Source organism: Lysobacter sp. BMK333-48F3, assembly GCF_019733395.1.
Lineage (GTDB): Bacteria > Pseudomonadota > Gammaproteobacteria > Xanthomonadales > Xanthomonadaceae > Lysobacter.
This window is the reverse complement of the sequence record NZ_JAIHOO010000001.1, coordinates 726,524-749,659: the sequence shown is the minus strand read 5'-3', so window position 1 is coordinate 749,659 and position 23,136 is coordinate 726,524. Positions and strand designations below refer to the sequence as shown.

General features: G+C 70.3%; 25 protein-coding genes. 16 read left to right on the top strand and 9 right to left on the bottom strand.

All coding sequences use genetic code 11. The features are described from left to right. Positions 1–148: 148 nt before the first annotated feature. Positions 149–649, top strand: coding sequence for a hypothetical protein (locus K4L06_RS03035; protein ID WP_221669987.1), 501 nt, complete (start codon positions 149–151; stop codon positions 647–649). Between the two features lie 53 nt (positions 650–702). On the opposite strand, the gene fabR is transcribed toward K4L06_RS03035, so the two are convergent. Then, positions 703–1,344, bottom strand: coding sequence for an HTH-type transcriptional repressor FabR (gene fabR, locus K4L06_RS03030; RefSeq protein WP_343225809.1), 642 nt, complete (start codon positions 1,342–1,344; stop codon positions 703–705). Between the two features lie 132 nt (positions 1,345–1,476). Between fabR and K4L06_RS03025 the strand changes: the two genes are divergently transcribed. Further along, on the top strand, positions 1,477–2,583 hold the full coding sequence (locus tag K4L06_RS03025; protein ID WP_221669985.1) for a ferredoxin reductase: 1,107 nt from the start codon (positions 1,477–1,479) through the stop codon (positions 2,581–2,583). A 17-nt stretch (positions 2,584–2,600) separates the two neighbouring features. Beyond that, positions 2,601–3,740 (top strand): acyl-CoA desaturase, encoded by a 1,140-nt coding sequence (locus K4L06_RS03020; RefSeq protein WP_221669984.1) that lies wholly within the window; start codon positions 2,601–2,603, stop codon positions 3,738–3,740. A gap of 329 nt (positions 3,741–4,069) precedes the next feature. On the opposite strand, the gene K4L06_RS03015 is transcribed toward K4L06_RS03020, so the two are convergent. Then, on the bottom strand, positions 4,070–4,810 hold the full coding sequence (locus tag K4L06_RS03015) for a glutathione S-transferase family protein (protein WP_221669983.1): 741 nt from the start codon (positions 4,808–4,810) through the stop codon (positions 4,070–4,072). Positions 4,811–4,899: 89 nt separating this feature from the next. Here K4L06_RS03015 and K4L06_RS03010 point away from each other — a divergent pair, with 89 nt between their 5' ends. Next, positions 4,900–5,832 (top strand): LysR substrate-binding domain-containing protein, encoded by a 933-nt coding sequence (locus K4L06_RS03010; protein ID WP_221669982.1) that lies wholly within the window; start codon positions 4,900–4,902, stop codon positions 5,830–5,832. Positions 5,833–5,841: 9 nt separating this feature from the next. Here the strand turns inward: K4L06_RS03010 and K4L06_RS03005 are convergent, their stop codons facing one another. Both K4L06_RS03005 and K4L06_RS03000 read right to left on the bottom strand, forming a co-directional pair. Next, a complete protein-coding gene (locus K4L06_RS03005; RefSeq protein WP_221669981.1) occupies positions 5,842–6,879 on the bottom strand; it encodes a pyridoxal-phosphate dependent enzyme in 1,038 nt (345 codons plus the stop codon). Between the two features lie 101 nt (positions 6,880–6,980). Further along, positions 6,981–7,457 carry an Lrp/AsnC family transcriptional regulator gene (locus K4L06_RS03000; RefSeq protein ID WP_221669980.1) on the bottom strand — a complete coding sequence of 159 codons (477 nt, stop codon included), beginning with the start codon at positions 7,455–7,457 and terminating at the stop codon, positions 6,981–6,983. A 115-nt stretch (positions 7,458–7,572) separates the two neighbouring features. Between K4L06_RS03000 and K4L06_RS02995 the strand changes: the two genes are divergently transcribed. The 3 genes from K4L06_RS02995 (at position 7,573) to K4L06_RS02985 (ending at position 10,278) form a co-directional block, all read left to right on the top strand. Beyond that, positions 7,573–9,024 carry a M20/M25/M40 family metallo-hydrolase gene (locus K4L06_RS02995; RefSeq protein WP_221669979.1) on the top strand — a complete coding sequence of 484 codons (1,452 nt, stop codon included), beginning with the start codon at positions 7,573–7,575 and terminating at the stop codon, positions 9,022–9,024. A gap of 39 nt (positions 9,025–9,063) precedes the next feature. Then, complete coding sequence (locus tag K4L06_RS02990; protein WP_221669978.1) at positions 9,064–9,681, top strand: glutathione S-transferase; 618 nt, start codon at positions 9,064–9,066, stop codon at positions 9,679–9,681. A 144-nt stretch (positions 9,682–9,825) separates the two neighbouring features. Further along, positions 9,826–10,278 (top strand): hypothetical protein, encoded by a 453-nt coding sequence (locus K4L06_RS02985; protein WP_221669977.1) that lies wholly within the window; start codon positions 9,826–9,828, stop codon positions 10,276–10,278. Here the strand turns inward: K4L06_RS02985 and K4L06_RS02980 are convergent. The 3 genes from K4L06_RS02980 to K4L06_RS02970 all read right to left on the bottom strand — a co-directional run bounded on the left by K4L06_RS02980 (position 10,251) and on the right by K4L06_RS02970 (position 12,449). After that, positions 10,251–11,141 carry a sterol desaturase family protein gene (locus K4L06_RS02980; protein ID WP_221669976.1) on the bottom strand — a complete coding sequence of 297 codons (891 nt, stop codon included), beginning with the start codon at positions 11,139–11,141 and terminating at the stop codon, positions 10,251–10,253. The two genes, K4L06_RS02985 and K4L06_RS02980, sit on opposite strands and share 28 nt — an antisense overlap. Next, complete coding sequence (locus K4L06_RS02975; RefSeq protein WP_221669975.1) at positions 11,141–11,635, bottom strand: SRPBCC family protein; 495 nt, start codon at positions 11,633–11,635, stop codon at positions 11,141–11,143. Before K4L06_RS02975 ends, K4L06_RS02980 begins: the two co-directional genes overlap by 1 nt. A 133-nt stretch (positions 11,636–11,768) precedes the next feature. Then, the gene (locus K4L06_RS02970) at positions 11,769–12,449 is read right to left on the bottom strand and encodes an NAD-dependent deacylase (RefSeq protein ID WP_221669974.1); all 681 of its coding nucleotides are present in this window, start codon (positions 12,447–12,449) and stop codon (positions 11,769–11,771) included. A gap of 166 nt (positions 12,450–12,615) precedes the next feature. Here K4L06_RS02970 and K4L06_RS02965 point away from each other — a divergent pair, with 166 nt between their 5' ends. The 5 genes from K4L06_RS02965 to K4L06_RS02945 all read left to right on the top strand — a co-directional run bounded on the left by K4L06_RS02965 (position 12,616) and on the right by K4L06_RS02945 (position 17,522). Then, positions 12,616–14,124, top strand: coding sequence for an amidohydrolase family protein (locus K4L06_RS02965; protein WP_221669973.1), 1,509 nt, complete (start codon positions 12,616–12,618; stop codon positions 14,122–14,124). 273 nt (positions 14,125–14,397) lie between these two features. After that, the gene (locus K4L06_RS02960) at positions 14,398–15,090 is read left to right on the top strand and encodes an HAD-IA family hydrolase (RefSeq protein WP_221669972.1); all 693 of its coding nucleotides are present in this window, start codon (positions 14,398–14,400) and stop codon (positions 15,088–15,090) included. A gap of 162 nt (positions 15,091–15,252) precedes the next feature. Next, on the top strand, positions 15,253–15,675 hold the full coding sequence (locus K4L06_RS02955; RefSeq protein WP_221669971.1) for a RidA family protein: 423 nt from the start codon (positions 15,253–15,255) through the stop codon (positions 15,673–15,675). Between the two features lie 139 nt (positions 15,676–15,814). Then, entirely contained in the window at positions 15,815–16,426 is a 612-nt protein-coding gene (locus tag K4L06_RS02950; RefSeq protein ID WP_221669970.1) for an HD domain-containing protein, read from the top strand. A gap of 217 nt (positions 16,427–16,643) precedes the next feature. Further along, positions 16,644–17,522 (top strand): aldo/keto reductase, encoded by an 879-nt coding sequence (locus K4L06_RS02945; protein WP_221669969.1) that lies wholly within the window; start codon positions 16,644–16,646, stop codon positions 17,520–17,522. 40 nt (positions 17,523–17,562) lie between these two features. Here K4L06_RS02945 and K4L06_RS02940 read toward each other — a convergent pair whose 3' ends face one another. Further along, positions 17,563–17,964, bottom strand: a complete 402-nt coding sequence (locus K4L06_RS02940) for a YciI family protein (protein WP_221669968.1) — start codon at positions 17,962–17,964, stop codon at positions 17,563–17,565. A gap of 145 nt (positions 17,965–18,109) precedes the next feature. Here K4L06_RS02940 and gnd point away from each other — a divergent pair, with 145 nt between their 5' ends. From gnd to K4L06_RS02920, 4 genes are all read left to right on the top strand, one after another. After that, positions 18,110–19,186 carry a phosphogluconate dehydrogenase (NAD(+)-dependent, decarboxylating) gene (gnd, locus tag K4L06_RS02935; protein WP_343225721.1) on the top strand — a complete coding sequence of 359 codons (1,077 nt, stop codon included), beginning with the start codon at positions 18,110–18,112 and terminating at the stop codon, positions 19,184–19,186. Between the two features lie 372 nt (positions 19,187–19,558). Beyond that, positions 19,559–20,812 carry a glycosyl hydrolase family 8 gene (locus K4L06_RS02930; protein ID WP_221669966.1) on the top strand — a complete coding sequence of 418 codons (1,254 nt, stop codon included), beginning with the start codon at positions 19,559–19,561 and terminating at the stop codon, positions 20,810–20,812. Between the two features lie 220 nt (positions 20,813–21,032). After that, positions 21,033–21,506, top strand: coding sequence for a hypothetical protein (locus K4L06_RS02925; RefSeq protein ID WP_221669965.1), 474 nt, complete (start codon positions 21,033–21,035; stop codon positions 21,504–21,506). A 102-nt stretch (positions 21,507–21,608) separates the two neighbouring features. Then, positions 21,609–22,388: an N-acetylmuramoyl-L-alanine amidase gene (locus K4L06_RS02920; protein ID WP_221669964.1), complete on the top strand. Its 780-nt coding sequence runs from the start codon at positions 21,609–21,611 to the stop codon at positions 22,386–22,388. Between the two features lie 21 nt (positions 22,389–22,409). Here the strand turns inward: K4L06_RS02920 and K4L06_RS02915 are convergent, their stop codons facing one another. Next, a complete protein-coding gene (locus K4L06_RS02915) occupies positions 22,410–22,985 on the bottom strand; it encodes an NAD(P)H-dependent oxidoreductase (protein WP_221669963.1) in 576 nt (191 codons plus the stop codon). Between the last annotated feature and the right edge of the window lie 151 nt (positions 22,986–23,136).

Sequence of the window (23,136 nt, the reverse complement as noted above, 5' to 3'; positions counted from 1 at the left end):
ACCCCGACCTCGGGGGGATACTGAGCACACCGCAGGCGCCCTGTTGAAATTCGGCTTGATCTGGGCGCAGGCAGTTGACTCGAAGCACATGGGGACTCTGCGGCAGAATAGGCAAGCCGGCGGCTTGGCCGGTCTCGCAGGGGGAGTTATGGCAGAGAGCAAGCGTCAGCAGCCTATGCAGGCGAAGTACTTCCTCGCACGTGCTGCGCTTACCGACACTGCATGGTTCGTGCAAACGTTCGGCAGCGAGGACGGCGATCAGGCGCTGCAAGAATTCTGGCATCTGTTGGCGCAGGACATGCCGCCGGAGGCGCGAGTTGAACCGCAGGGTTTGAGCGCTCGGCGAGCCGCATTGCCCGATGGGGCACCGGCGGTGGTGATCTCTTTTCCTCCGCCGGAGCGGAATGAAGCGCACTACCTGGCGGCAGTGGCGACGCAAGAAGGGGTGCGCGTGTTTTGCCTGGAGAAATCGATCTGCGTAGCGGATCGCAGCGAAATCACCATGATCGCTGAGTTCGCAAGCAATGGGCGTGCGAACTGGGGGACTGGCCCCAGGGCTGCGGTAGCGGACTTTCTACAAGCGATCGCCCGCATCGTTGCCGATAGCGATCTTCGGCCGATGTCGTTCATCGAGATTCCGCTGGCCTGACCGCGCCATGTCTGCCTGCGTATGTCGCAGGCGGACGCCGCATGACCGTGACCTCAGGTTCTGGCGCGCGTTTCGCCCCGCTGCGCCAGCGCCCGCGAACCGGCCAGTATCATCCGCACCATCGTGCTCATCTCTTCGATGAGCTCGCGGTCCTTCTCCGGGGTCATGTCCATCGCGGTGGCGCCCATGGCGAAGATCAGGCGAGTGATCGAGCGGGCGACCAGGGCCGGTTCGTGCAGGGTCACGCCGTCGTGGCCGGCCAGGCGGATCAGGTCGACCCGCAGTTCTTCTTCGAAGAACGACAGCTCGCGGTCGACCGCGCGCTTGAACGCGTCCGAGCCGACCGTGCCTTCGCGCAGCAGAACGTGCAGCAGTTTGTCATCCGCGCGCAACTGCTCCATGAAAGCTTCGATCGAGCTGCGTACGGCGCTGCGGCGGGTGGCGACGCGTTGGCGCGCCTCGCCGACGATCTTGCGCAGCGACTGGCCGGCCAGGTCGATCAGCGCCACCGCCAATTCGTCGGTGTCGCGGAACTGGCGGTAGAAACTGTTCGGGGCGATGCCGGCTTCGCGCGCGATCTCGCGCAGGCTCAGGCTGGACACGCTGCGATGCGGGCCGATCAGCTTGAGCGCGGCGGCGATCAGGTCCTCGCGCGAAATGGTCGCCTTGCGGCCCGGGTGCGAATCGACGTCGATGTCGGGGTGGAGGCGTTGGCTCACGGGCGGCGGGCTGGCGGGCACAGGGGCGGCAGCCGACATGATACTCCCTAAGCTGAATTGCTATACACGTGTGCATATATTTGTGCGGATATGTGTATAGTTGTGCCCATGAACGCCGTCGTCCGCCCCGCCGTCCATCGCCCGCGCAGCCGCCTGCGCGGCCTGGTGGCCCCCTTTGTGAAGCCGCAAGTCTTTGATTTCTGGGCTTCCAGGCTCCATCCGACCTGGAGCTGGGAGCGCCCGCTGGCGCGGATCGAGGCGCGCGAGCTGGCCTCGGCCGATGCGGTGACCTTGGTCCTGAAGCCGAACCGGCACTGGCGCGGCTTCGTCGCCGGCCAGCACCTGATGATCGGCGCGCGCATCGACGGAGCCACGGTTTCGCGCAGCTACAGCCTGTGCGACGCGCCGCGCGCCGACGGGCGCATCGCGATCACGGTCAAGGCGATCGAGGGCGGGCGCCTGAGCCGCCATCTGCACGACCGCGCCCAAGTCGGCGACGTGCTGGAGCTGGGCCCGGCGTTCGGCGAGATGGTGCTGCCCGAGCGCGTCGACGGCGCCTGGCTGTTCCTCGCCGCCGGCAGCGGCATCACCCCGTTGATGGCGATGCTGCGCGCGCTGGCGCAACGCGGCATGCCGGTGCCGCTGACCCTGCTGTACTGGGCGCGGCAGCGCGAAGAGCTGTGTTTCGTCGACGAACTGCGCGAACTCGCCGCGACGCATCCGAATTTCCGCCTGCGCCTGCTGCTGACCCGGCAGGCGCCGCAGCATCCCGGCGAAGCGGCCGGCCGCATCGACGCGGACCTGCTGGCGCAGCATGCGCCGGACTGGACGCAGCGGCGCATCTACGCCTGCGGTCCCGGCGGTTTCGTCGCCGCCGCGCGCGAACTGGCCGAAACCCGCGCCGCCGGCTTCGCCGCCGAAGCCTTCACTCCGCCGCCGCGCAGCGACGACGAGACCGGCATGGTCGAAGTCGAACTGGCGCGCAGCGGCCGCCGCCTGCAACTGCCGCGCGGCCAGTCCCTGCTGAGCGCGCTGGAAGCGCAGGGCCTGTCGCTGGCGTCCGGCTGCCGCATGGGGCTGTGCAATACCTGCGCCTGCGGCAAGGCCTCCGGCATCACCCGCCATCTGCATACCGGCGACGTCCACAGCGAACCGGCGTCCGCGCTGCGCCTGTGCGTCAACGCCGCCAGCAGCGATCTCGTTCTCGACCTGTAATTCGACCCGTACCGACCATGACCGCCAAACCACGCAACCGCGCGCTGGGCGCGCAGGAACTCGACCGCTTCGGCGAAGAACTCGACGCGCTGCGCGCGCGCACCCTGGCCCAGGTCGGCCGCATCGACGCCGCCTACATCCGGCGCGTGGTCGCGGCAGTGCGCTGGTTCGGCCTGGGCGGGCGGCTGCTGCTGTTCGTCGCCGCCGCCGGCCTGGCGTTCGGCCTGACCTGGCTGCTGTGGACCGCCGCGGTGTTGGGCACGCTGTCGCTGGCGCTGTCGAAGATCCTGGAGAACATGGAGGTCGGCCACAACGTCATGCACGGCCAGTACGACTGGATGCGCGACCCGCACCTGGACGGCAAGACCTACGAGTGGGACATCGTCGCCACCGGCGACAACTGGCGCAAAACCCACAACTACCAGCACCACACCTGGACCAACGTGCGCGGCATGGACGACGACATCGGCTACGGCCTGCTGCGTCTGTTCCCGGAGCAGCGCTGGAAGCCGTTCTTCCTCGCCCAGCCGGTGATCGCGGTGGTGTTCGCGCTGCTGTTCGAGTGGGGCGTGGCGATACAGGATCTGCGCCTGGGCCGCTGGCTGACCGGCAAGACCAAGCATCGGGCGATGTGGCGCAAGTTCGTGCCGGTCGGGCGCAAAATGGGCAAGCAGCTGTTGAAGGACTACGTGTTGTTCCCGCTGCTGGCCGGGCCGTTCTTCCTGCCGGTGCTGCTGGGCAATCTGGTCGCCAACCTGATCCGCAACGTGTGGACCTATACGGTGATCTTCTGCGGCCACTTCACCATCGACGCCGAAGTGTTCCCGAAGGAGTCGGTGCGCAACGAGTCGCGCGGGCATTGGTATCTGCGCCAGTTGCGCGGTTCGTCGAACCTTAGCGGCGGCAAGTGGATGGACCTGATGACCGGCAATCTGAGCCATCAGATCGAACACCATTTCTATCCGGACATTCCCGCCTGGCGTTACGCGGCGATGGCGGTGGAAGTGCGCGAAATCTGCGGCCGCTACGGTCAGCATTACGACACCGGCTCGCTGCCGCGGCAGTTCGGCGAAGTGGTGTGGCGGATCCTGCGCCACGCCTGGCCGAGCCGTCCGCGCGCGCGACGGCCGTTGGTGCGGGCGGAAGCGCAGGCCTGAGGCGCTGCGGGGGCGACAGTCGCGCCACGGCCATAACAACAACAGCAACAGCAACAGCAAATCCCCCGCGACCGCTGCGCGGTCGCCGCCCCCTTTTTCAAAGGGGGCAACAGCCGCTGCGTCATCGGAGAAAGGTAAGGCCCCTGAGTGCGCGTTTAGCGGTTGCCGTTTCGACGGCGAAGTGCGGCAGGCCTTGTGCGGCAGGCCTTCCGAAGCGTCGCCGATCGAGTATCGAGCAACTCTCCCGAAGCATCCCCCCTTTGAAAAAGGGGGGGCAGGGGGGATTTGCTTTTGCTTTGCTTGTGCTCCAGCCCATCCCCCCGCACCGCTTACGCCGCCAGGCGGTAGTCCGCGATCGCCTCTTCCAGCGCGACCTCGCCCTGGAAGCCGCCGGCGCTGATCGCCGGGCGCTGCTGTTCGATGGCGTGGGCGAAGATCACCGCCGAATCGGCTTCGAGCTGATCGAACAGGCGCTGCAGGTTCGGGTAATCGCGGCGGTCGACGACGCTGTGGTACTTGGTCCAGCGGGCGATGCCGGCGAAGTAGGCGTCGGCCAGGGTCGGGCGGTCGCCGAGCAGCCAGCGCTTGTCGCCGAGCATGGTCTCCAGCTTGGCGTGGGCCTGCACCACCCGGCCGCGGCCGTACTCGACCAGGGCCTCGTGCGAGGCCTCGTCGACTTCGTGTTCCAGCACGTGCCACAGCGACGAGAACGAACCGAAGAAGGTGGTGTTGAGGAAGGCCAGCATCCGGTTGAGTTCGTCGAACTGCGGCGTGCCCTGGGCGAAGGCGATGCCGCGTTCGATCGCCCGCGCGCCGATGTGGTTGAGGATGGCCATGCTCTCGGTGACCACGTCGCCGCGGTCGCTGACCAGCACCGGGGTCTCGCCGACCGGGTTGAGGGCCTTGAACGCCGTGGTGTGGATCTGTTCGGGCATTTCGACCCGGGCCAGGCGGTAAGGCTGGCCGGCCCATTCCAGGGCGACGATGGAGCCGAACGAACAGCCGGACGGGACGCCGTAGAACAGGATCGGAGCGGCAGCGGTCGAGGTAGCGGTCTTGGCAGCGGACATTGGGACTCTCCAGTGAGGGGGTTCGGGCCCGTCGTTGCGGGGTGAGCTCACTGTAGGCGCGTGGACTTTGGCCGTGTAGTCGGCAAAAAATGGACTCAAAGTCCACATATGTGTACTTTGCCGGCATGCTCAACCTCAACGATCTGGTCCTGTTCGCCACCGCGGTCGAACACGGCGGTTTCGCCGCGGCCTCGCGCCGGCTCGGCGTGCCCAAGTCCACGGTCAGCAAGCGCGTGGCCGCGCTCGAACAAGAATTGGGCGTGCGCCTGATCCATCGCACCTCGCGCAGCTTCGTCCTCACCGACACCGGCCAGGCTTTCCACGAGCACGCGCGCGCGGCGCTGATCGAAACCGAGGCGGCGGAGAACCTGGTCCGGCGCCGCGCCGCCGAGCCCAGCGGACGGGTGCGGATGACCTGCAACGTGCCGGTCGCGCAGGAGTACCTGGCGCCGCATCTGCCGGAGTTGGCGCGGCGCTATCCGCGCCTGCACCTGCAGCTGGACGTCAGCGACCGGATGGTCGACGTGGTCCAGGACGGCTACGACATCGCCGTGCGCAGCCATTTCGCGCCGCTGCCGGATTCGGGCCTGATCCAGCGCCAGGCCTCGGTCGAGGACATCGTCGTGGTCGCCGCGCCCGGGTATCTGGCCGAACGCGGCGAACCGCGCACGCCGCAGGAACTGGCCGGGCACGACGCGCTGATGACCGGCCAGTCGGCGCGTAGCGTCTGGACCCTGAGCGACGCCGCCGGCACTACGGTGCAGGTCGAACCGCAGCCGCGCTTGACCGCCAACGAGGGCCGGGTGCTGACCGCGGCCGCGGTCGCCGGCCTGGGCCTGACCTGCCTGCCGGCGAAGATCTGCCGCGCCGAACTCGGCGACGGCCGCCTGCGCCGGGTGTTGCCGGACTGGCATGCGGGCCGGGTGACCACGACCCTGGTGATGCCGCACCGGCGCGGCCAGTTGCCGGGCGTGCGCGCGACGGTCGAGTTCCTGATCGAATGCCTGGGCGAGCCGGCGTAGATCGCGGCGTCAGGCCGGCGCCGCGCCTTCGGTGATCGTCAGCAGCACCACGCTATGCGCGTCGAGCGCATGGCGCTCGCGCAGCGCCGGATCGGCCGCGGCGCGCCACAAGCCGGCCAGGCCCGCGCCGCCGGACGGCGTGCTCGCCGGCCCGCCGTGTTCGCGCAGGCGCTGCGGCGCCGCGAGCAGTTCGTCTTCGTCGACGGTCAGCGCCGCGGCGCGATGGCGCGCCAGCACCGCCAGGGCCGGGCTGGAGACCAAGCCGCAGGACAGCATTTCGGCGACGGTCGCCAGCTCCCCCGGCAACCGCACCGGCCGCGCCGCGGCCAGGGCGCGCATCACGCAGGCCGCGCTCGCCGGCTCGACCACGACGATCCGCGCCGTGGCCTGCAACGTGCCGTGCAGGCCGTCGGCCAACGCGGCGGCGAGGCCGCCGACGCCGGCCTGGACGAACACATGGCTGGGCCGGTCGCGCGCTTCGGTCGGCAATTGAGCGCGCAACTCGCGTGCGATCAGGCCGTAGCCGGCCATGACGTCGGCGACCACCGGGTCGTCGCGGTCGTCGGACGTATCGGCGATCAGCAGCCCCTCGCCGCGTCCGGCCGCGGCGCGCGCGGCCAGCACCGCGTCGTCGTAGCTGCCGCCGACCCGCACGACCTCGCCGCCGAGCGCGGCGATGCGTTGCGCGCGCGCCGCGCTCACCGCCGCCGGCAGATACACCCTGGCCCGCGCTTGCGCGCGCTGGGCCGCGGCGGTCACGGCCAGGCCGTGATTGCCGTCGCTGGCGCACAACAGCCGCGGCGGCGCCTGGCGGCAGCGACGGCGCAGATCGTCCGGATCGGTCGCGCCGGTAGCGCGCGCCAGCGCGCGCAGGCCGGCGGTCAGGCCGCCGAGCGCCTTGAAGTTGCCGAGCGGACGCTCGTTCTCGGCCTTGGCCAGCACTCGCGCCACGCCCAGGCGGTGGGCCAGCGCGGGCAGGTCCAACAAGGGCGTGGGGCGGTAGTCGGGCCATAGCGCGGCCGGATCGTCGAGCCAATGATCGTTCATGCCGACAGTGTCGGCGCCGGGCCGCGCGCTTGCGCCGCGTTCGCCGCCGCTGCGCGCGGGAAAAACGCGCGCGGCCGGCGTACCGCGCGGCCGCGCCGCGCTCAGTCGTCTTCGTCCGGCGCGACCGGGATGGTCAGCCCGCGCTTGACCAGGCTCAGCGCGACGTTGGTGGTGAAGCGCTTGATGTTGGGGTTGTCGGCGACCATGCGCAGCATCAGCGCGTCGTAGCTTTCGGTATCGGGCGCGGTCACCACCAGGACGAAGTCGGCCTCGCCGGTGACGTAGAACACCTGCTGCACCTGGGCTTGCGCGGTCAGCCACTTGCGCAGTTGCGCCAGCAGCTCGGGGCGCTCGCGTTCGACCTGCAGGGCGACGATGAAGAAGGTCGGTTTGCCGACCTGCTTGGGGTCGAGCACGACGGTGTCGCGCTGGATCACGCCCTGTTCGCGCAGCTTGCGCAGCCGGCGCTGGATCGCCGACGGCGACAACGCGACCTGCTCGGCCAGACGGTCGGCGGTCTGGCCGGCGTCTTCCTGCACCAGGTTGAGCAATTGGCGGTCGAATCGGTCGAGTTTCATGGTCCGGGCATCTTAGGGCGGCGCGACGCGGAAAATCCGCGCCGGGCGGCGGCCGATCGCGGCGAAAGCGCGCCGGCGCGCGGCTAGGATTTTCGCCTCTTCCCGAGGCGACGTCATGGACTTTACGGCACTGCAGCGTTTCGTCGACGGCTACTGGCAGGCGCAGATCCTGCCGGCGCTGTGCGACTACATCGCCATTCCCTGCCAATCGCCGGCGTTCGATCCGGACTGGCAGCGCAGCGGCCACATGGAGGCGGCCGCGACGCTGATGACGCAATGGGCGCAGCGGCAACTGGCCGCGGTCGAAGGCGCGCGCGTGGACACGCTGCGCCTGCCCGGGCGCACGCCGCTGATCCTGATCGACGTGCCCGGCGACGAGGCCGCGCCGGTGCTGATCTACGGCCACCTCGACAAGCAGCCGCCGATGGACGGCTGGGCGCCCGGCCGCGCGGCCTGGACGCCGGTGTTCGAGGACGAGCGCCTGTACGGGCGCGGCGGCGCCGACGACGGCTATGCGCTGTTCGCGGCGGTCGCCGCTTTGCTCGGCCTGCGCGCGCAAGGCCTGGCGCATCCGCGCTGCCTGATCCTGATCGAGGCCAGCGAAGAATCCGGCAGCGTCGACCTGCCGGCCTACATCGAGGCGTTGGCGCCGCGGCTCGGCGCGCCGGGGTTGATCGTCGCCCTCGACGCCGGTTGCGGCAATTACCGGCAACTGTGGACCACCACCTCGCTGCGCGGCCAGGTCGCCGGCACCTTGAGCATCCGCGTGCTCGAGGAAGGCGTGCATTCCGGCGACGCCTGCGGGATCGTGCCGTCGAGCTTCCGCATCGCCCGGCAGTTGCTGTCGCGGATCGAAGACCCGCACAGCGGCGAGGTGATCGCCGATTTCCAGGCGCAGATTCCGCCGCAGCGGCGACGCGAGGCCGAAGCGGCGGCGCAGGCTCTGGGAACGGAGCTGTTGGACGGCTTCCCGTTCCGCCCCGGCGTGCGCGCGGCCGCGGACCAAACCGGCGAACTCGCGCTCAACCGCGCCTGGCGCGCGCAGTTGGCTGTGACCGGTTTGGACGGCTTGCCCGCGGTCGCCGCGGCGGCCGCGGTGATGCAGCCGTCGCTGCGACTCAAACTGAGCCTGCGCCTGCCGCCGACGGTCGACCCGGTGCAAGCCGGGCAACGGTTGCAGGCCTTGTTGCTGGCCGATCCGCCGTACGCTGCGGAGTTGGAGTTCTCGCTCGATCTGCTCAGTCCCGGCTGGCATGCGCCGCAGACCGCGCCGTGGCTGCAGGCCAGCCTGGAACGCGCCTCGCGGGAGGCGTTCGCGCAGCCGCCGGCGCTGATCGGCGGAGGCGGCGGGATCCCGTTCCTGTCGATGCTCGGCGCACGCTATCCGCAGGCGCAGTTCCTGGTTACCGGCGTGCTCGGGCCGCAATCGAACGCGCACGGGCCGAACGAGTTCCTGCACCTGCCGACCGCGCGCCGGCTGACCGCGGCGCTGGCCCAGGTGCTGCACGATGCGGCGGATGCCGATGCGCGGCGGCCTGCACGAGCGCAGGCCGCCGCCGCGGCCTGAGCCGCGGTCCTTTGCTTGTTACTGTCGTGGAGACCCCCGATGCAACTGCTCTACCAGACTCATTCCCCCTACGCGCGCAAGGCGCTGGTGTTCGCCTACGAGGCCGGCCTGGCCGAGCGGATCGAAGTGATCCACCACGAGACCAGCCCGACCCTGCGCAACGAAGCGGTGTATGCGCAGAACCCGCTGGGTAAGGTGCCGGTGCTGCTGCGCCCCGGGCAGGCGCCGATCTTCGACTCGGACATCATCTGCGCCTATCTCGACACCTTGCACGGCGGCCGCAAGCTGATTCCGGCCGAGGGCGAAGCGCGCTGGCACGCCTTGCGCCTGCAAGCGCTCGCCCAGGGCCTGGCCGACTTCGGCATCAAGGTGCGCTGGGAAACCGTGCGCCGGCCCGAGCCGCTGCGCTACCCGGCCTTGGGCGAGGGCTACGCCCAAAAGCTGATCGAAAGCTACGACTGGCTGGAGCGCGAGCTCGACGACGCGGCGCCGCTGCATGTAGGCCACGTAGCGATAGCGACCGCGCTGAGCTGGCTGGAATTCCGCGAACTGCCCGGTTTCCGCGCCGGCCGGCCGCGCCTGAGCGCCTGGTTCGACGCCTTCGAACGGCGCGATTCGATGCGCGCCACGCCGCTGTCGGGCGAGACCCACGACTGAGCCGGCCGCTGGCCTGCGCCGGGCCGGCGCCGCGTTGACTCAGGCAGGGCAGGGGTACGGCGCGGCGCCAGGCCGCGCCGGCGACGACGCGCGCCGCGACGGCGCCGCTCTTGCCGCAACGGCGCGAGCGGTCCGGGGGGGCGCATGAAAAGTCTGTTCGGCGGTCTGGTTTCGGTGATCCTGCTGGGCGTCTACGTTCACCTGATCAGCGTCGCGGTGCGGGTGGTGGACTGCGTGTCCGGCCCCGGCTGCACGCTGTATCCCCTGAGCTACTTCAACGACGGCATGGCCCAGGCCTTGTCGGTGATCGGCGGCCTGGTGTCGGCGCTGGTGATCGCCGAGCTGGCCCTGGCCAAGCCCGGCGAAGCGCCCGGTGCGCGCGTGCTCGACGCCGGCGCCTCGAGCAACGCCACCCGCGCGGTGACCGTGGTGTCGGTGCTGTACGTGCTGGTCTGGATCGGCGCCGGCTTGTGCGCGTTCCTGGTCGGCCTGTACCACCCGAAGGAACTGCCGGCGCTGACCACCCACGGCCAGGCCTGGCTGGGGCTGGCGGTGTCGGCGGCTTACGCCTACTTCGGGCTTTCGCCCAAGACTTGAGCCGGCGCGTCCGCGATCGCGGCGCCGGCGCGCAAATGCGAGTGCGAGCGCTCCGGCGGGCCGAACAACTGCCCCAGCGCGCCGCGCAGGCCGCGCGCGCGCCAGGCATCGCCGAACATCGCGATCCATTCGTGGAAGGTCAGCCGGATCGGATTGTGCCCGCGAACCTGGCCGACGATGCCGTACTCGCAGGGCACCGCGTCGTTCTCTTCGGTGTAGGTGCCGAACAGCTTGTCCCAGACGATCAGCACGCCGGCGAAGTTGCGGTCGATGTACTGCGGGTTGCGGGCGTGGTGGACGCGATGGTGCGAGGGGGTGTTGAACACCTTTTCCAGCCAGCCCAGCTTGCCCACCGCCTGGGTGTGGACGAAGAACTGGAACGCCAGGTTGATCGCCACCACCGCGACGATGTGGCGCGGCTCGAAGCCGATCCAGGCCAGCGGCAGCCAGAACAGCCACATGCCGGAGATCGGATAGGTCAGGCTCTGCCGGAACGCGGTCGACAGGTTGAGCCGCTCGGAGGAATGGTGGGTGACGTGCGAGGCCCACAGCCAGCGGATGCGGTGGCTGGCGCGATGGAACCAGTAGTAGAAGAAATCCTGGGCCACGAACAGCGCGGCCACGGTCCACGGCGAGGCCGGTGGCAGGTCGAACAGGCGGTGCGCGTAGACCGCGTAATACAGGCCGATCACCAGCAGCCAGGCGATCGCGTCGCTGGCCTGGTGCATCAGCGCCAGGGCCGCGTTGGAGGCGGTGTCGCGCAGGCTGTAGCGCTCCGGCGCGCGCCGGCGCCAGTACCAGGCTTCGACCGCGATCAGGATCAGGAACACCGGCGCCAGGCCGAGCAGGATCCACTCTTCCATCAACGCCGCTCCGCGCGCCAGGCCTGCTCCAGAGCCTGGGCGATGCGTTCCAGGCAGCCGCGCATCGCCGGCTGCATCGCCCCGCGCAGCACCGGCCAGGCCAGCGGCCAGGCCCAGGGGCCGGTCAGTTCGAAGTCGTAGCGCCAGCTGACCCGGGTCGCGCCCGGATCGTCGGCCATGGCCTGGAAGCGCCATTCGGCGCGGCCCTCGCGCGCCAGCCACGACAGCGGCGCGGGCAGGTCGTACAAGGTGTAGGCGTGGCGCTCGGACGGCTCCAGCGCGGTGATGCGCTCGTGCAGGACCGCACCGCGCAGGTCGCGCACTTCGCGTACCGCGCCGACCCCGACCGGGCCCAGCGGCTGGATCCGATCCAGGCCGGGAATCGGGCCGTGGCCTTGGAACAGCGGCGCGAAGCGGTTGCCGTCGAGCACCAGCGCGTAGACCGCGGCGGGCGCCGCGGCGATGCTGCGTTCGGCGAGCAGGGAGACGTGCATGCGGCCAGTCTAGGCAGGCGCCGGCGGCAAATCCACGCGCCGGCGCGGGTTCTGCGCAGGCCGGCCGGTTTCGCCGGCGGCGGCGGTCTCGCCGGCGCGCCTCAGTCCGGACCGATGCGACGACCGGGCGGGCTCAGCCCAGCCATTGCTCGACCAGCGGCGGCACCACGGCGGCGGCGTTGCCCTCCAGGAGCCGATAGCCGTGCGGGATCTCCTGCGGCTCGGGCGAGACGAACCAGCGCTCGGCCGAGAACGGCGCGTGGGCGACCAGGCCGGCAGCGGGGTAGACGCTGAGCGAGGTGCCGATCGCCAGCACCTTGGCCGCGGTGGAGAAATGGGTTTCGGCCTCGTCCATGTAGCGCACCGCTTCGCCGAACCAGACCACGTCCGGGCGCAGTTGGCTGCCGCGCTCGCAACGGTCGCCCAGTTCGATCGTCGGGCCCTTCAGCGGGTAGATCCGTTCCGGCAGCGCGGTGCTGCGTGCCTTGAGGATTTCGCCGTGGACGTGGACGACCTGGCTGGAACCGGCGCGCTCGTGCAGGTCGTCGATGTTCTGGGTGATCACCACCACCTCGTACTTTTCTTCCAGCCGGGCGATGGCGCGATGGGCGGCGTTGGGCCGCGCCGCCAGCACCGCCTTGCGGCGTTCGTTGTAGAAGCGCAGCACGGTGGCGGGATCGCGCTGCCAGCCCTGCGGCGAGGCGACTTCCTCCAGCCGGTACTGGTGCCACAGCCCGCCCATGTCGCGGAAGGTCTTCAGGCCGCTTTCGGCGCTGACGCCGGCGCCGGTGAATACCACGATCTTGTCTTTCATGGGGCTTCTCCCGCCGGGCGGCCAGATCGGCGCCGGACTATCGTGTTTCAACTATATCGCCGCCCGGCGCATCTGCTGTTGCGCGACCGGGCGGTCGCAGCGGCGCGGCGTGCGGCGACGCCGCGGCCGCGACTATCCTTCGAATCGGGCAAGACGGGAGAGCAGCATGAGCAAACGCGCCTGGAGCGCAATCCTCGGCCTGTGGCTGGGCGCGGCCGCGGCGCCGGCCTTCGCGGCCGCGCGCGCCGAGACCGCGCCGGCCTGGGCGGTGCGCGACGTCACCGTGATTCCTGCCGACACCGGCGAAGTGCTGCGGCACCGCACCGTGCTGATCCGCGACGGACGCATCGCCCGCATCCTCGACGCCGGCGCGGCGCTGCGGCCGCAAGACGGCGAGGTGGTGGACGGGCGCGGCAGGTACCTGGTGCCCGGCTTCGTCGACGCGCACCTGCATCTGGCCAACGAGGGCGCGATCCGCGCCAGCAAGGATCCGGTGCTGGCCGGCCTGCCCCTGGGCGAGGGCCATCGTTACGACCGCCGCATCCTGCTGAACCTGCTGCGCGCCGGCGTCACCGGCGCGGCCAACCTCGGCGGCAGCGCGGCCAGCGACGAGCATCTGCTGTGGCTGCGCGACGAGATCGCCGCCGGGCGCATGCCGGGGCCGACGCTGTACGTCGGCAAGCGCATCAACGGCCCGCGCGCGGCGGTCGCGGCCCGGCCCGAAGGCGCGGCGCCGGCCTCGACCGTGGACGCGCCGACCGTCGCCGCCGACGGCATCGCCGCGGTGCGGCGGGCGCGCGAGCGCGGCTACGATTTCATCAAGCCCTATCAGCACCTCAATCGCCAGACCTATCGTGCGGTGATCGAGGAAGCGCAGCGGCAGGGCATGATCACCACCGGCCATCTGCCCGAGTTGGGCTGCGCCGATTGCGCCGACCGCGATTTCGCCTTCGCCCATCCGCTGCGCAACATCGCCCACAGCGAGGAACTGGCGCGTTACGCCCGCATCGGCAGCGACCTGGCGCCGGCCGACGTCGACGCGCTGGCGCAGGCAGTGGCCGCCAGCGGCGCCTCGGTCACCCCGACCCTGGTCACGCTCAAGACCATCGTCGCCATGTACGTGCAGCGCACGGTGCCGGCGGTGCCCGGCGACTGGGCGCAGCGGGTCGATCCGGTCACCCGGCGCGAATGGATCCCGCCGGCCAACCGCTACCTGAGCGAGGCCTTCCGCGCCCAGGACGGCGCCGACAGCTTTTCCGCCGGCTACGACTTCGCCCGCGTGCTGACCCGGCAATTATGGAAACGCGGCGTGCCGCTGACCGTGGGCACCGACGCGGCCCTGCCGGGGCTGGCGTTCGGCGTGTCGGTGCAGCAGGAAATGATCGAGCTGCGCGAGATCGGCTTGAGCCCGGTCGAAGTGCTGCGCGCGGCCTCGATCAACGCCCACCGGCTGTTCGACCCGGCGCAGGGCCGCGGCGCGGTGCGCGAAGGCGAGCGCGCCGATCTGGTGCTGTTGGACGCCGATCCGCTGGCCGACATCCACCACGTGTCGCGGATCGCCGGTGTGTTCGTGCGTGGGCAGTGGTGGCCGAGCGAGCGGATCGAGGCGCTGCTGGCGCAGGATGCGGCGTTCGAACGCGATCTGGCCGAGCGGCTGGCACCGCAGGCGAAGTAAGCGCAGGCGAGGGCGCAAACGCGACCCCCTGCCGCGCGCCCCGGCAGGGGCGTCGCGGCAGTGCCGTCCTGGCAGGGATCGCAAACGATGGCCGGCGCGTTGCGGGCGGCCTCGGTAGATCAATCACGGGCGAAGCGGCGGTGAGCGGACAGCCGCGCAGCCGCGGATGTGCGGTATTGCGACGCCGGTCACGCAGGCGCCGGTCCGGCGACCGTCACGACATGCAGCACGGCGGCTGCGCATAATCGGTGCCGGGTCAACGAGGACTGCGGCGTGACGCGATTCGACGCCCTGCTGATCGATTTCGACGGCGTGCTGCGCCGTTGGCCGGACGACGATGCCGAACTGGAGGCCGCGCATGGCCTGCCGGCCGGCAGCCTGCGCCGCATCGCCTTCGCGCCGGAACGGGTCGAGCCGGCGGTGCTCGGCCGGATCAGCGACGAACAATGGCGCGAAGGCATCGCCCAGGACCTGCAGCGCGAGCATCCCGACAGCCAGGCCCGGCAGGCGGTCGCGCGCTGGTCGGCCGCGGTCGGCGAACTCGACCGCGAGGTGCTGGCCGTGCTCGATGCGTGCCGGCCCGAACTGCGCCTGGTGCTGGTCAGCAACGCGACCTCGCGGCTGCCGCGCGACTTGCAGGCGCTGGGCCTGGCGCAACGGTTCCATGCGGTGGTCAATTCCAGCGAACTGGGCCACGCCAAGCCGGACAGCTATTGCCTGCGCGCGGCCTTCGCCTATGCCGGCGTCGAGGCCGGCCATGCGTTGTTCGTCGACGACGACGAGGCCAACGTCGCCGCCGCCGCCGCACTGGGCGCGCACGGCCATCACTACCGCGATCCAGCCGGCCTGCGCCAATGGCTGGAACAAACCGGGGCCTTGTGCGCTCATGCGCAAACCCCGATCTGGCAGGCGGACGAGCGCTCCGCCAGCAACGACGCCGACCAGCGCAGCCAGCGCCGGCGCTGAGCGCGCGCCCGCCCGGTGCGGTCCGCGCCGGAAGCCAGGTGGCATGTCACGGGCGTTCGGGGTGGATCGTCGTATCCATGCAGGCGGCCGATGCCGTCGCACCGGCCGAATCTTCGGCCGGGCCAATCCGATTCGATCCCTCTCGCTAGCGCAAGGATTTTCATGAACGCTGTAGCAACCGCTTCCGTTGTCGCTCTTCGCAACCCGGCCGGCCTGTACGACCCGGCGCCGAACGGTTATTCCCACCTGGCCGAAGTGTCCACGCCGGCGCGCTGGCTGTTCGTCGCCGGGCAGGGCGGCGAAACCGCCGATGGCGCGCTCGATCCCGATTTCGGGGGCCAGGTGCGTCAGGCGCTGCGCAATCTGCTGACCGCGCTGGCCGCGGCCGGCGCGCAGGCGCGCGATGTCGCCAAGCTGACCGTGCTGATCGTCGATCACAGCGAAGCCCGGCTGCACGTGTTCGGCGCCGAACTGGCGGCCGCGTTCGGCGAGCATCGCCCGGCCTGCACCCTGATTCCGGTGCCGCGCCTGGCCCTGGACGGCATGCTGTTCGAGATCGAGGCGCTGGCTGCGGTCGCGGCCTGATCCTGCCGGGGCGGCGTACAATAGGGCCACGGCCCCGCGGTTCCGCGCCCGGCCGCCCCTTCGCTCCCGTCGCGCCGCGCAGCTTCCGCTGCGTGGCGCCGAGGGCTGCACGCGAACCCATGCCCCGCCAGGAGACCTCATGTTCAGAACCCCGGTGTACAGGAGCCCGATTTCCGATAGCTCGACCGCCAACGGCCTTGCCCCCAGCAGTCCGCAGCCCGGCGTCGCCGGCTTGCTGATCCGCGCCGCCGCCTTCGCCGCGCAACGCCATCGGCAGCAGCGGCGCCGCGACGCCGAGGCCTCGCCCTACATCAATCATCCGATCGCGCTGGCCGACGTGTTGGCCAACGAAGGCGGCATCGACGATCCGGTGGTGCTGTGCGCGGCCTTGCTGCACGACACCCTGGAAGACACCGACACCACCGCCGCCGAACTGGAGGCCGCGTTCGGCGCGCGCATCGCCGCGGTGGTGGCGGAAGTCAGCGACGACCGCAGCCTGGCCAAGGCCGAGCGCAAGCGCCTGCAGGTCGAGCATGCCGCCCACGCCTCGCGCGAGGCGCAACTGGTCAAGCTGGCCGACAAGATCTGCAACCTGCGCGACCTGCTGACCGCGACGCCGCAGGACTGGTCGGTCGAGCGAAAGCGCGAGTACTTCGCCTGGTCGGCGCAGGTGATCGCCGGCGTGCGCGGGGTGCATCCGGGGCTGGAGCAGGTGTTCGACGGCCTGCTGGCGCGGGTGGGGGAGCTGTAACGCTGCGGAAGGCGACGCCGATGCGACCAGGGAGCGGTGGCTTGCGCGCGGGCGAAGGCGGTGACGGCGATAGACGATTCTCTGCGGCCCCCGGGTCGCGGCTTACGCCGCTCCTACAGGCGGTGGCGCGCCGTGCGATGCGAGCATGAGGACACGGCTAGACTGGCCGCCTACGCCCATTCCCCATTCCCCATTCTCTATTCCCGGCCCTTACCCCATGCCGAACCTGCAACTCTCCCCGATCGTCGCCGGCGTCTGGCGCATGCGCGACTGGAACTTCGACCTAGCCCAGCGCCAGCGCTGGATCGAGGCGGCCCTGGAACTGGGCATCGACAGCTTCGACCATGCCGACATCTACGGCGACTACTCGGTCGAGGGCTTGTTCGGCGAGGCGCTGGCGGCCGCGCCCGGGCTGCGCGACCGGCTCCGCATCGTGACCAAGTGCGGGATCAGGCTGACCTCGGCGCAGCGGCCGCAGCACCGGATCAAGTCCTACGACAGCTCGCGCGAGCACGTCCTGGCCTCGGTCGAGCACTCCTTGCGCGCGCTGCGCACCGACCGCATTGATCTGCTGCTGATCCACCGGCCCGACCTGTTGATGGACGCCGACGAACTGGCGGCGACCTTCGAGGCGCTCAAGGCCGCGGGCAAGGTGCTGCATGTCGGCGTGTCCAACCACAGCCCCTCGCAGTTGGCCCTGCTGCATGCGCGGCACCGGCTGGCGACGCATCAGATCGAATGGTCGCCGCTGCATCTGGCGCCGCTGGACGACGGTACCTTGGACCAATGCCAGGCCCTGGGCCTGCGGCCGATGATCTGGTCGCCGCTGGCCGGCGGACGTTTGTTCGGCGGCGGCGACGAGCGCGCCGAACGGGTGCGCGCGGCGCTGGCCGAGTTGGCGCCGCGTTACGGCGACGCCAGTGCGGCGACCCTGGCCTATGCCTGGCTGCTGCGGCATCCGTCGCGGCCGTGGCCGATCGCCGGCAGCGGCCGCATCGAGGGCCTGCGCGAGGCGGCGGCGTCCCTGTCGATCCGCCTGAGCGCCGAGGACTGGTACGCGGTGTGGCAGGCCGGCGCCGGACGCGAGGTGGCCTGAGCCGCCTCGCCCGGCCGAACTCGCGCAAGCCCGCCTGGTTTCAACTGCGCTGGGCTTCGACGCCTGCGGCGGCCTGCAGTTCCGGGGCGAAATCCTCGAACTCCTGCACCCTGCGCACCTCGATGATCTCGTTCGGCGAGCCGGGGCAGCGCTTGGCCCACTCGATCGCCTCCTCGCGCGAGGCGACGTCGATCATCCAGTAGCCGCCGAGGATTTCCTTGGCTTCCGGGAACGGGCCGTCGACCACTTTCGGCTTGCCGCCGGCGAAGCTGACCCGGGCGCCGGTCGCCGGCGGGTGCAGGCCCTCGCCGCCGAGCAGCACGCCGGCCTCGATCAGGGCGTTGTTGTAGGCGGTCATCGCTTCGACCTGCTCGACGCTGGGCTGGGCGTCGGCGGCGGCGGTTTCGTAGCCTTGGGGAATCATCAGCAGCATGAAGCGCATGGGTGTACTCCGGTGAGGTTGGGTTGTCAGTGCGGCCCGATCGCCGCTCTTGCCTAGGCGACGAACCCAGGCTGCACGGATCGACAACGGCGTGGAAGTTTTTTTATTTTTCTTTGCGGCCGTCGGCACTGCCGGCCACGTCGGGATGCCGCAACGGCCGGGCTGGATCGCAGCGTTGCAGTCGCTGCGGTTGAAGCGGGCCGGCGCCGCGCTCATGTGGCGGACGATCACGGCGAATTACCGCGCGCGCCACGACAATGGCCGCGCACCCGCAACGGCGACGCCGCTGCGCAACCAAGGCAACGAAGGAGACGGCATGGAACTGGGTATGGTCGGTCTGGGTCGCATGGGCGCCAACATGGCCGAGCGCCTGGTGCGCGGCGGGCATCGGCTGGTGGGTTTCGACCCCGGCGCGGCGGCTCGCGAACAGGCCGCCGCGCGCGGCATCGAGGCGGCGGGCTCGCTGGCCGAGTTGATCGCGGCCCTGCCGGCGCCGCGCGCGGTCTGGCTGATGGTGCCGGCCGGTGCGCCGGTGGATGCGACCCTGGACGCCCTGCTGCCGCTGCTGGCGCCGGGCGACACCGTCGTCGACGGCGGCAATTCCAATTACAAGGACACCCAGCGCCGCGCCGCGCGGCTGGCCGAGCACGGCCTGCACTATGTCGACTCGGGCACCAGCGGCGGCATCTGGGGGTTGAAGGAAGGCTATAGCCTGATGATCGGCGGCGAAGCGGCGGCGGTGGAGCGCTTGCGGCCGATCTTCGAGACCCTGGCGCCGGCGCCCGAACGCGGCTGGGGCCGGGTCGGCCCGAGCGGCGCCGGCCACTACACCAAGATGGTCCACAACGGCATCGAATACGGCCTGATGCAGGCCTATGCCGAAGGCTTCGCCATCCTCGGCCGCAAGGCCGAATTCGGCCTGGACCTGGAGCAGATCGCGCAGATCTGGCGCCACGGCAGCGTGGTCCGCTCCTGGCTGCTCGACCTCAGCGCCGACGCCTTGGCCAAGAACCCGCACCTGGACGGCATCGCGCCCTATGTCGAGGACTCCGGCGAAGGCCGCTGGACCGTGGCTGAAGCCATAGACCTGGACGTGTCCGCGCCGGTGATCACCGCCTCGCTGATGGAGCGGCTGCGCTCGCGCGAGAAAGACTCGTTCGCCGACAAGCTGCTGGCGGCGATGCGCAATGAGTTCGGCGGTCATGCGGTGCGTAAGGAGTGAGGTCCGAAGGCGGGAATGAAGACGGGAATCGGGAATAGGGAATAGTAAAAAGCTAAAAGCTAAAAGCTAAAAGCTAGGAGCTAGGAGCTAGAAGCGGGTCTTGATGTGCTGCTTTGCGATTCCCGATTCCCCATTCCCGGCCCCCTAGACCAAGGTCGATCTGTGGCGCCGGGCAAGCCGGCTTCACACGGGCGGTCACGGTGGCCGTAATACAGGCGCGCTAGCCTGCGCTCGCGTCCGCCGCGTCAGCGAGCGGACGCCGTCGCCGCCCGCTTTCCGAATCCGCGAGTGTTCGCGCGTCCGTCTTGTGCGGTCGCGCGTGGAGCGTTGCGTGCGGCGGTTCGCCTCCCCGTCCACTTCGGAGAACTCGCCATGCCCGTCTTATCGCGATCCATCCCGCGCGCGCCGTTGCGCCGTGGCCTGTACGGCCTTGCCTTGGCGCTGTCGGCCGCCTTGTTCGCCGGCAATGCCGCGGCCGCGCCGAACTTCCCGTTCGGCAGCCATCGCCAGCCTTATGTCGCCGGCACCTTGAGCCCCAGCGTCGGCCGTGCCGCCGCCGACCAGTCCACCGCGTCGTTCTACCGCACCTGGAAGCAGCGCCACCTCAAGCCGGGTTGCAAGAGCGGCGAGTACCGGGTGGTGGCGAACACCGACGATGCCTACGTGGTCTCCGAAGGCCAGGGCTACGGCATGTTGATCACGGCGATGATGGCCGGCAGCGACGCCGAGGCGCAGACCTTGTTCGACGGCCTGCACCGCTACAACCGCAATCATCGCAGCGAGATCGATCCGGACCTGACCGCCTGGGCGCAGGATGCTTCCTGCCGCAACGTCGGCGGCACCGCCTCGGCCACCGACGGCGATCTGGACATCGCCTATGCCCTGTTGCTGGCCGACCGCCAGTGGGGCTCGGCCGGCACGGTCAATTACCTGGCCGAGGCGAAGCGGACGATCGCGGCGATCCGGCGCAGCAACATCCACCCGACCACCAAGCTCACCCACCTGGGCGACTGGGTCGATTCCGGATCGCCCGTCCGCTACAACGGCAGCCGCAGCTCGGACTGGATGATGGGCCACTTCCGCGCCTTCGCCTCGCGCCTGGGCGACAGCTACTGGACCGGCGTGCTCGACGCGCACCAGGCCGCGCTGGCCGATATGCAAAGCCGTTACGCCGCCAGCACCGGCCTGGTGCCGGACTTCGTCGTCGATACCCACACCCGCGCGCGGCCGGCGCCGGCGGGGTTCCTCGAAGGCGATTACGACGGCTATTACTCCTGGAACGCCGGCCGGGTGCCGTGGCGGATCGGCATCGACGCCGCCGCCAGCGGCGATGCGCGCTCGCGCGCCGCAGCGCGCAAGCTCAGCCAGTGGATTCGCGCCAAGACCGGCAACGATCCGCTGCGGGTGCGCAGCGGCTACAAGCTCGACGGTTCGGTGGTGGAGAACTACAACAGCATGTTCTTCACCGCGCCGTTCGCGGTCGCCGCAACCGTGGATCCGGACGGACAAGCCTGGCTGGACCGGTTGTGGAACCACATGGCCACCAGCGGCGCCGGCGACTACTACGGCGACAGCGTGCGCCTGTTGTCGATGCTGGCGGTATCGAACAACTGGTTGCGGCCCTGAGTACGGCGGCCGGGGCGGAGCGTTCCGCCCCGGCCGAATCGTGGCCAGGCATGACTTTGCCGATCGTGGCGCTAGACCCTATGGAGTGTGTCGCTAGTCGCGGTTAGGATCGAAGCGCCACCGAGGGACGGTGGCGCCACCAACCACGGACACGCCGGGGTCGCTGCGGCGACGGACCCGGTCGCGGCATTCGCGCCGCTACAGACGAGGCAAAGGAACCATGCGCAAATTCGTACTGACCCTGATTCTGGCCGCGGCCTGCACCGGCGCCGTTGCCGCGCCCGAACGCACGCCGTTCGACGCCCAGGCGGTGATCACGCAACAGCAGCAGATCCGCGCCGATATCGAAGCCAAGCGCGGCGCTTACGGCAAGCTCGATATCGCCACCCGCCAGGAAGTGCGCGAGCGCCAGGACCAGTTGCTGAAGCTGTTGGACGGCCGCAGCTACGAGCAGCTGAGCGGCGAGGAACAGGATCAGGCGCGCTTGAACATGGCCTGGATCGAATACGCCGGCAAGCAGGACGACGATCGCCTGGTGTGCGAGCGCATCCGCACCACCGGCAGCAACCGGGTCGAACGGGTGTGCAAGACGGTGGCGCAGCGGCGCGCGGAGAAAGAGGCCAACAAGAACAACGCCGACCAGATGCTGCAGGGGCGCTCCGCCTCGCCTTGCGGTCCGGAAGGCTGTCGGTAAGTCCTCCGGCGCCGGCACGCACGCGTCTGCGGCCGGACCGAATTGCCGCGATGGCGCGTTCGTGCCATCGTCGCTGCAGTTCGCGGTAAGGGTATCGCTCGCATGATCGGAACGGCATTTTCCCGGCGCGGCGTCGGCGTATTGCTGGCGGCATCGCTCGCCGTCGGCTGCGCCAGCGTGCAGCCGGCGCGCAATCCGCTGGCGCAATGGCAGGGTTCGCCCAACCACAATGCGCGCAAGGCGCAGCTGATCGTGCTGCACCACACCCAGATGGAGAGCGCCGAGCGCGCCTTGCGCACCTTGCAGACGCGCAACTCGCAGGGGCCGGTCAGCGCGCACTATCTGATCGGCGAGGACGGCCGCATCTACCAGCTGGTCGCCGACGAGGCGCGCGCCTGGCACGCCGGGGCCGGGCGCTGGGGCGAACTGACCGATCTGAACTCGGCCTCTATCGGGATCGAGCTCGACAACGACGGCAGCGAGCCGTTCGCGCCGGCGCAGATCCAGAGCCTGCTGCGCCTGCTCGCCGATCTCACCTCGCGGCTGGGCATCCCGCGCCACGCTCTCGTCGCCCATGGCGACCTCGCGCCCGGGCGCAAGAGCGACCCGAGCGTGCTGTTTCCCTGGCCGCAGTTGGCCCAGGCCGGTTACGGCCTGTGGCCGCGCGAACCGCGCGCCGAGCCGCCGCCCGGCTTCGACCCGTGGGCGGCGCTGCGCCTGATCGGTTACGACCTCAGCGACCCCGCGGCCGCGCTGGCCGCGTTCCATCGGCGCTATCGCGGCCACGAGGGCCGCGAATGGCAGCCCGAGGACGCCGCCGTGCTGTACGACCTGCAGCTGCAGTCGATGGCCTTGCCGGACGGCGCGCCGGCGCCGCGCTGAGCCACCGGCCCGCCGGAAATTTCACGCGGCCGCCTCGTAGGGCAGGGCGGTGCGCGCATCGCGCAAGGCCCGCGCCCACCAGCCCAGCCGCGCCAGCAGCACGCCCATGGCCTCGTGCACGGCCTGCGGTTCGCGCAGTTCGCCATCGGCGCCGAACAGGCGCCGCGCGTGCATCAGGTGCACGCAGTCGCGCAGGGTGGCCGCATGCAGTTCGCCGTAGACCTGGCGCAGTTGCTCGACCGCGCGCATCCCGCCGGAGCTGGCGCCGTAGCTGACGAAGGCCACCGGCTTGGCCCGCCAGGGCTCGTAGCAGGCGTCGATCAGCGCCTTCAGCGGCGCCGGGTAACCGTGGTTGTACTCGGGCGTGACCACGAGGTAGGCATCGGCGGCGTGCAGGCGCTGGCGCAACTGTTGCAGGCGCGCCTCGTCGCCGCGCAGCGAGGGCCCGCCCAGCGGCCAGTCGCGCGGGTCGATGCGCTCGACAGTATAGCCGCCGTGGCGCTGGATCCTGCGCTGCGCCCAGTCGACGACCACGTCGCAGAACCGGCCCTCGCGGACGCTGCCGTAGATCAGCGCCAATCGGATATCGGAGTTCATCGGAAGTTCGGTGAAGGAACACCCGCGCAGGCTAAGACCTCAGCTTTGGTTGAGGTCAAGGGGGCGGCTTCGGCCCGGCGGTGCGTTCGGGCGGGGGCGCGCGCCGCCGGCGCGGGTACGACGCCTATGGCTGCGAAGACGCGACCGCGCT

Bases quoted from the DNA above. Each gene is read 5' to 3' on its own strand.
- K4L06_RS03035 (WP_221669987.1), top strand. From the start codon at position 149: ATGGCAGAGAGCAAGCGTCAGCAGCCTATGCAGGCGAAGTACTTCCTC.
- K4L06_RS03025 (WP_221669985.1), top strand. From the start codon at position 1,477: ATGAACGCCGTCGTCCGCCCCGCCGTCCATCGCCCGCGCAGCCGCCTG.
- K4L06_RS03020 (WP_221669984.1), top strand. From the start codon at position 2,601: ATGACCGCCAAACCACGCAACCGCGCGCTGGGCGCGCAGGAACTCGAC.
- K4L06_RS03015 (WP_221669983.1), bottom strand. From the start codon at position 4,810: ATGTCCGCTGCCAAGACCGCTACCTCGACCGCTGCCGCTCCGATCCTG.
- K4L06_RS03010 (WP_221669982.1), top strand. From the start codon at position 4,900: ATGGACTCAAAGTCCACATATGTGTACTTTGCCGGCATGCTCAACCTC.
- K4L06_RS03005 (WP_221669981.1), bottom strand. From the start codon at position 6,879: ATGAACGATCATTGGCTCGACGATCCGGCCGCGCTATGGCCCGACTAC.
- K4L06_RS03000 (WP_221669980.1), bottom strand. From the start codon at position 7,457: ATGAAACTCGACCGATTCGACCGCCAATTGCTCAACCTGGTGCAGGAA.
- K4L06_RS02995 (WP_221669979.1), top strand. From the start codon at position 7,573: ATGGACTTTACGGCACTGCAGCGTTTCGTCGACGGCTACTGGCAGGCG.
- K4L06_RS02990 (WP_221669978.1), top strand. From the start codon at position 9,064: ATGCAACTGCTCTACCAGACTCATTCCCCCTACGCGCGCAAGGCGCTG.
- K4L06_RS02985 (WP_221669977.1), top strand. From the start codon at position 9,826: ATGAAAAGTCTGTTCGGCGGTCTGGTTTCGGTGATCCTGCTGGGCGTC.
- K4L06_RS02980 (WP_221669976.1), bottom strand. From the start codon at position 11,141: ATGGAAGAGTGGATCCTGCTCGGCCTGGCGCCGGTGTTCCTGATCCTG.
- K4L06_RS02975 (WP_221669975.1), bottom strand. From the start codon at position 11,635: ATGCACGTCTCCCTGCTCGCCGAACGCAGCATCGCCGCGGCGCCCGCC.
- K4L06_RS02970 (WP_221669974.1), bottom strand. From the start codon at position 12,449: ATGAAAGACAAGATCGTGGTATTCACCGGCGCCGGCGTCAGCGCCGAA.
- K4L06_RS02965 (WP_221669973.1), top strand. From the start codon at position 12,616: ATGAGCAAACGCGCCTGGAGCGCAATCCTCGGCCTGTGGCTGGGCGCG.
- K4L06_RS02955 (WP_221669971.1), top strand. From the start codon at position 15,253: ATGAACGCTGTAGCAACCGCTTCCGTTGTCGCTCTTCGCAACCCGGCC.
- K4L06_RS02950 (WP_221669970.1), top strand. From the start codon at position 15,815: ATGTTCAGAACCCCGGTGTACAGGAGCCCGATTTCCGATAGCTCGACC.
- K4L06_RS02945 (WP_221669969.1), top strand. From the start codon at position 16,644: ATGCCGAACCTGCAACTCTCCCCGATCGTCGCCGGCGTCTGGCGCATG.
- K4L06_RS02940 (WP_221669968.1), bottom strand. From the start codon at position 17,964: ATGCGCTTCATGCTGCTGATGATTCCCCAAGGCTACGAAACCGCCGCC.
- gnd (WP_343225721.1), top strand. From the start codon at position 18,110: ATGCCGCAACGGCCGGGCTGGATCGCAGCGTTGCAGTCGCTGCGGTTG.
- K4L06_RS02930 (WP_221669966.1), top strand. From the start codon at position 19,559: ATGCCCGTCTTATCGCGATCCATCCCGCGCGCGCCGTTGCGCCGTGGC.
- K4L06_RS02925 (WP_221669965.1), top strand. From the start codon at position 21,033: ATGCGCAAATTCGTACTGACCCTGATTCTGGCCGCGGCCTGCACCGGC.
- K4L06_RS02920 (WP_221669964.1), top strand. From the start codon at position 21,609: ATGATCGGAACGGCATTTTCCCGGCGCGGCGTCGGCGTATTGCTGGCG.
- K4L06_RS02915 (WP_221669963.1), bottom strand. From the start codon at position 22,985: ATGAACTCCGATATCCGATTGGCGCTGATCTACGGCAGCGTCCGCGAG.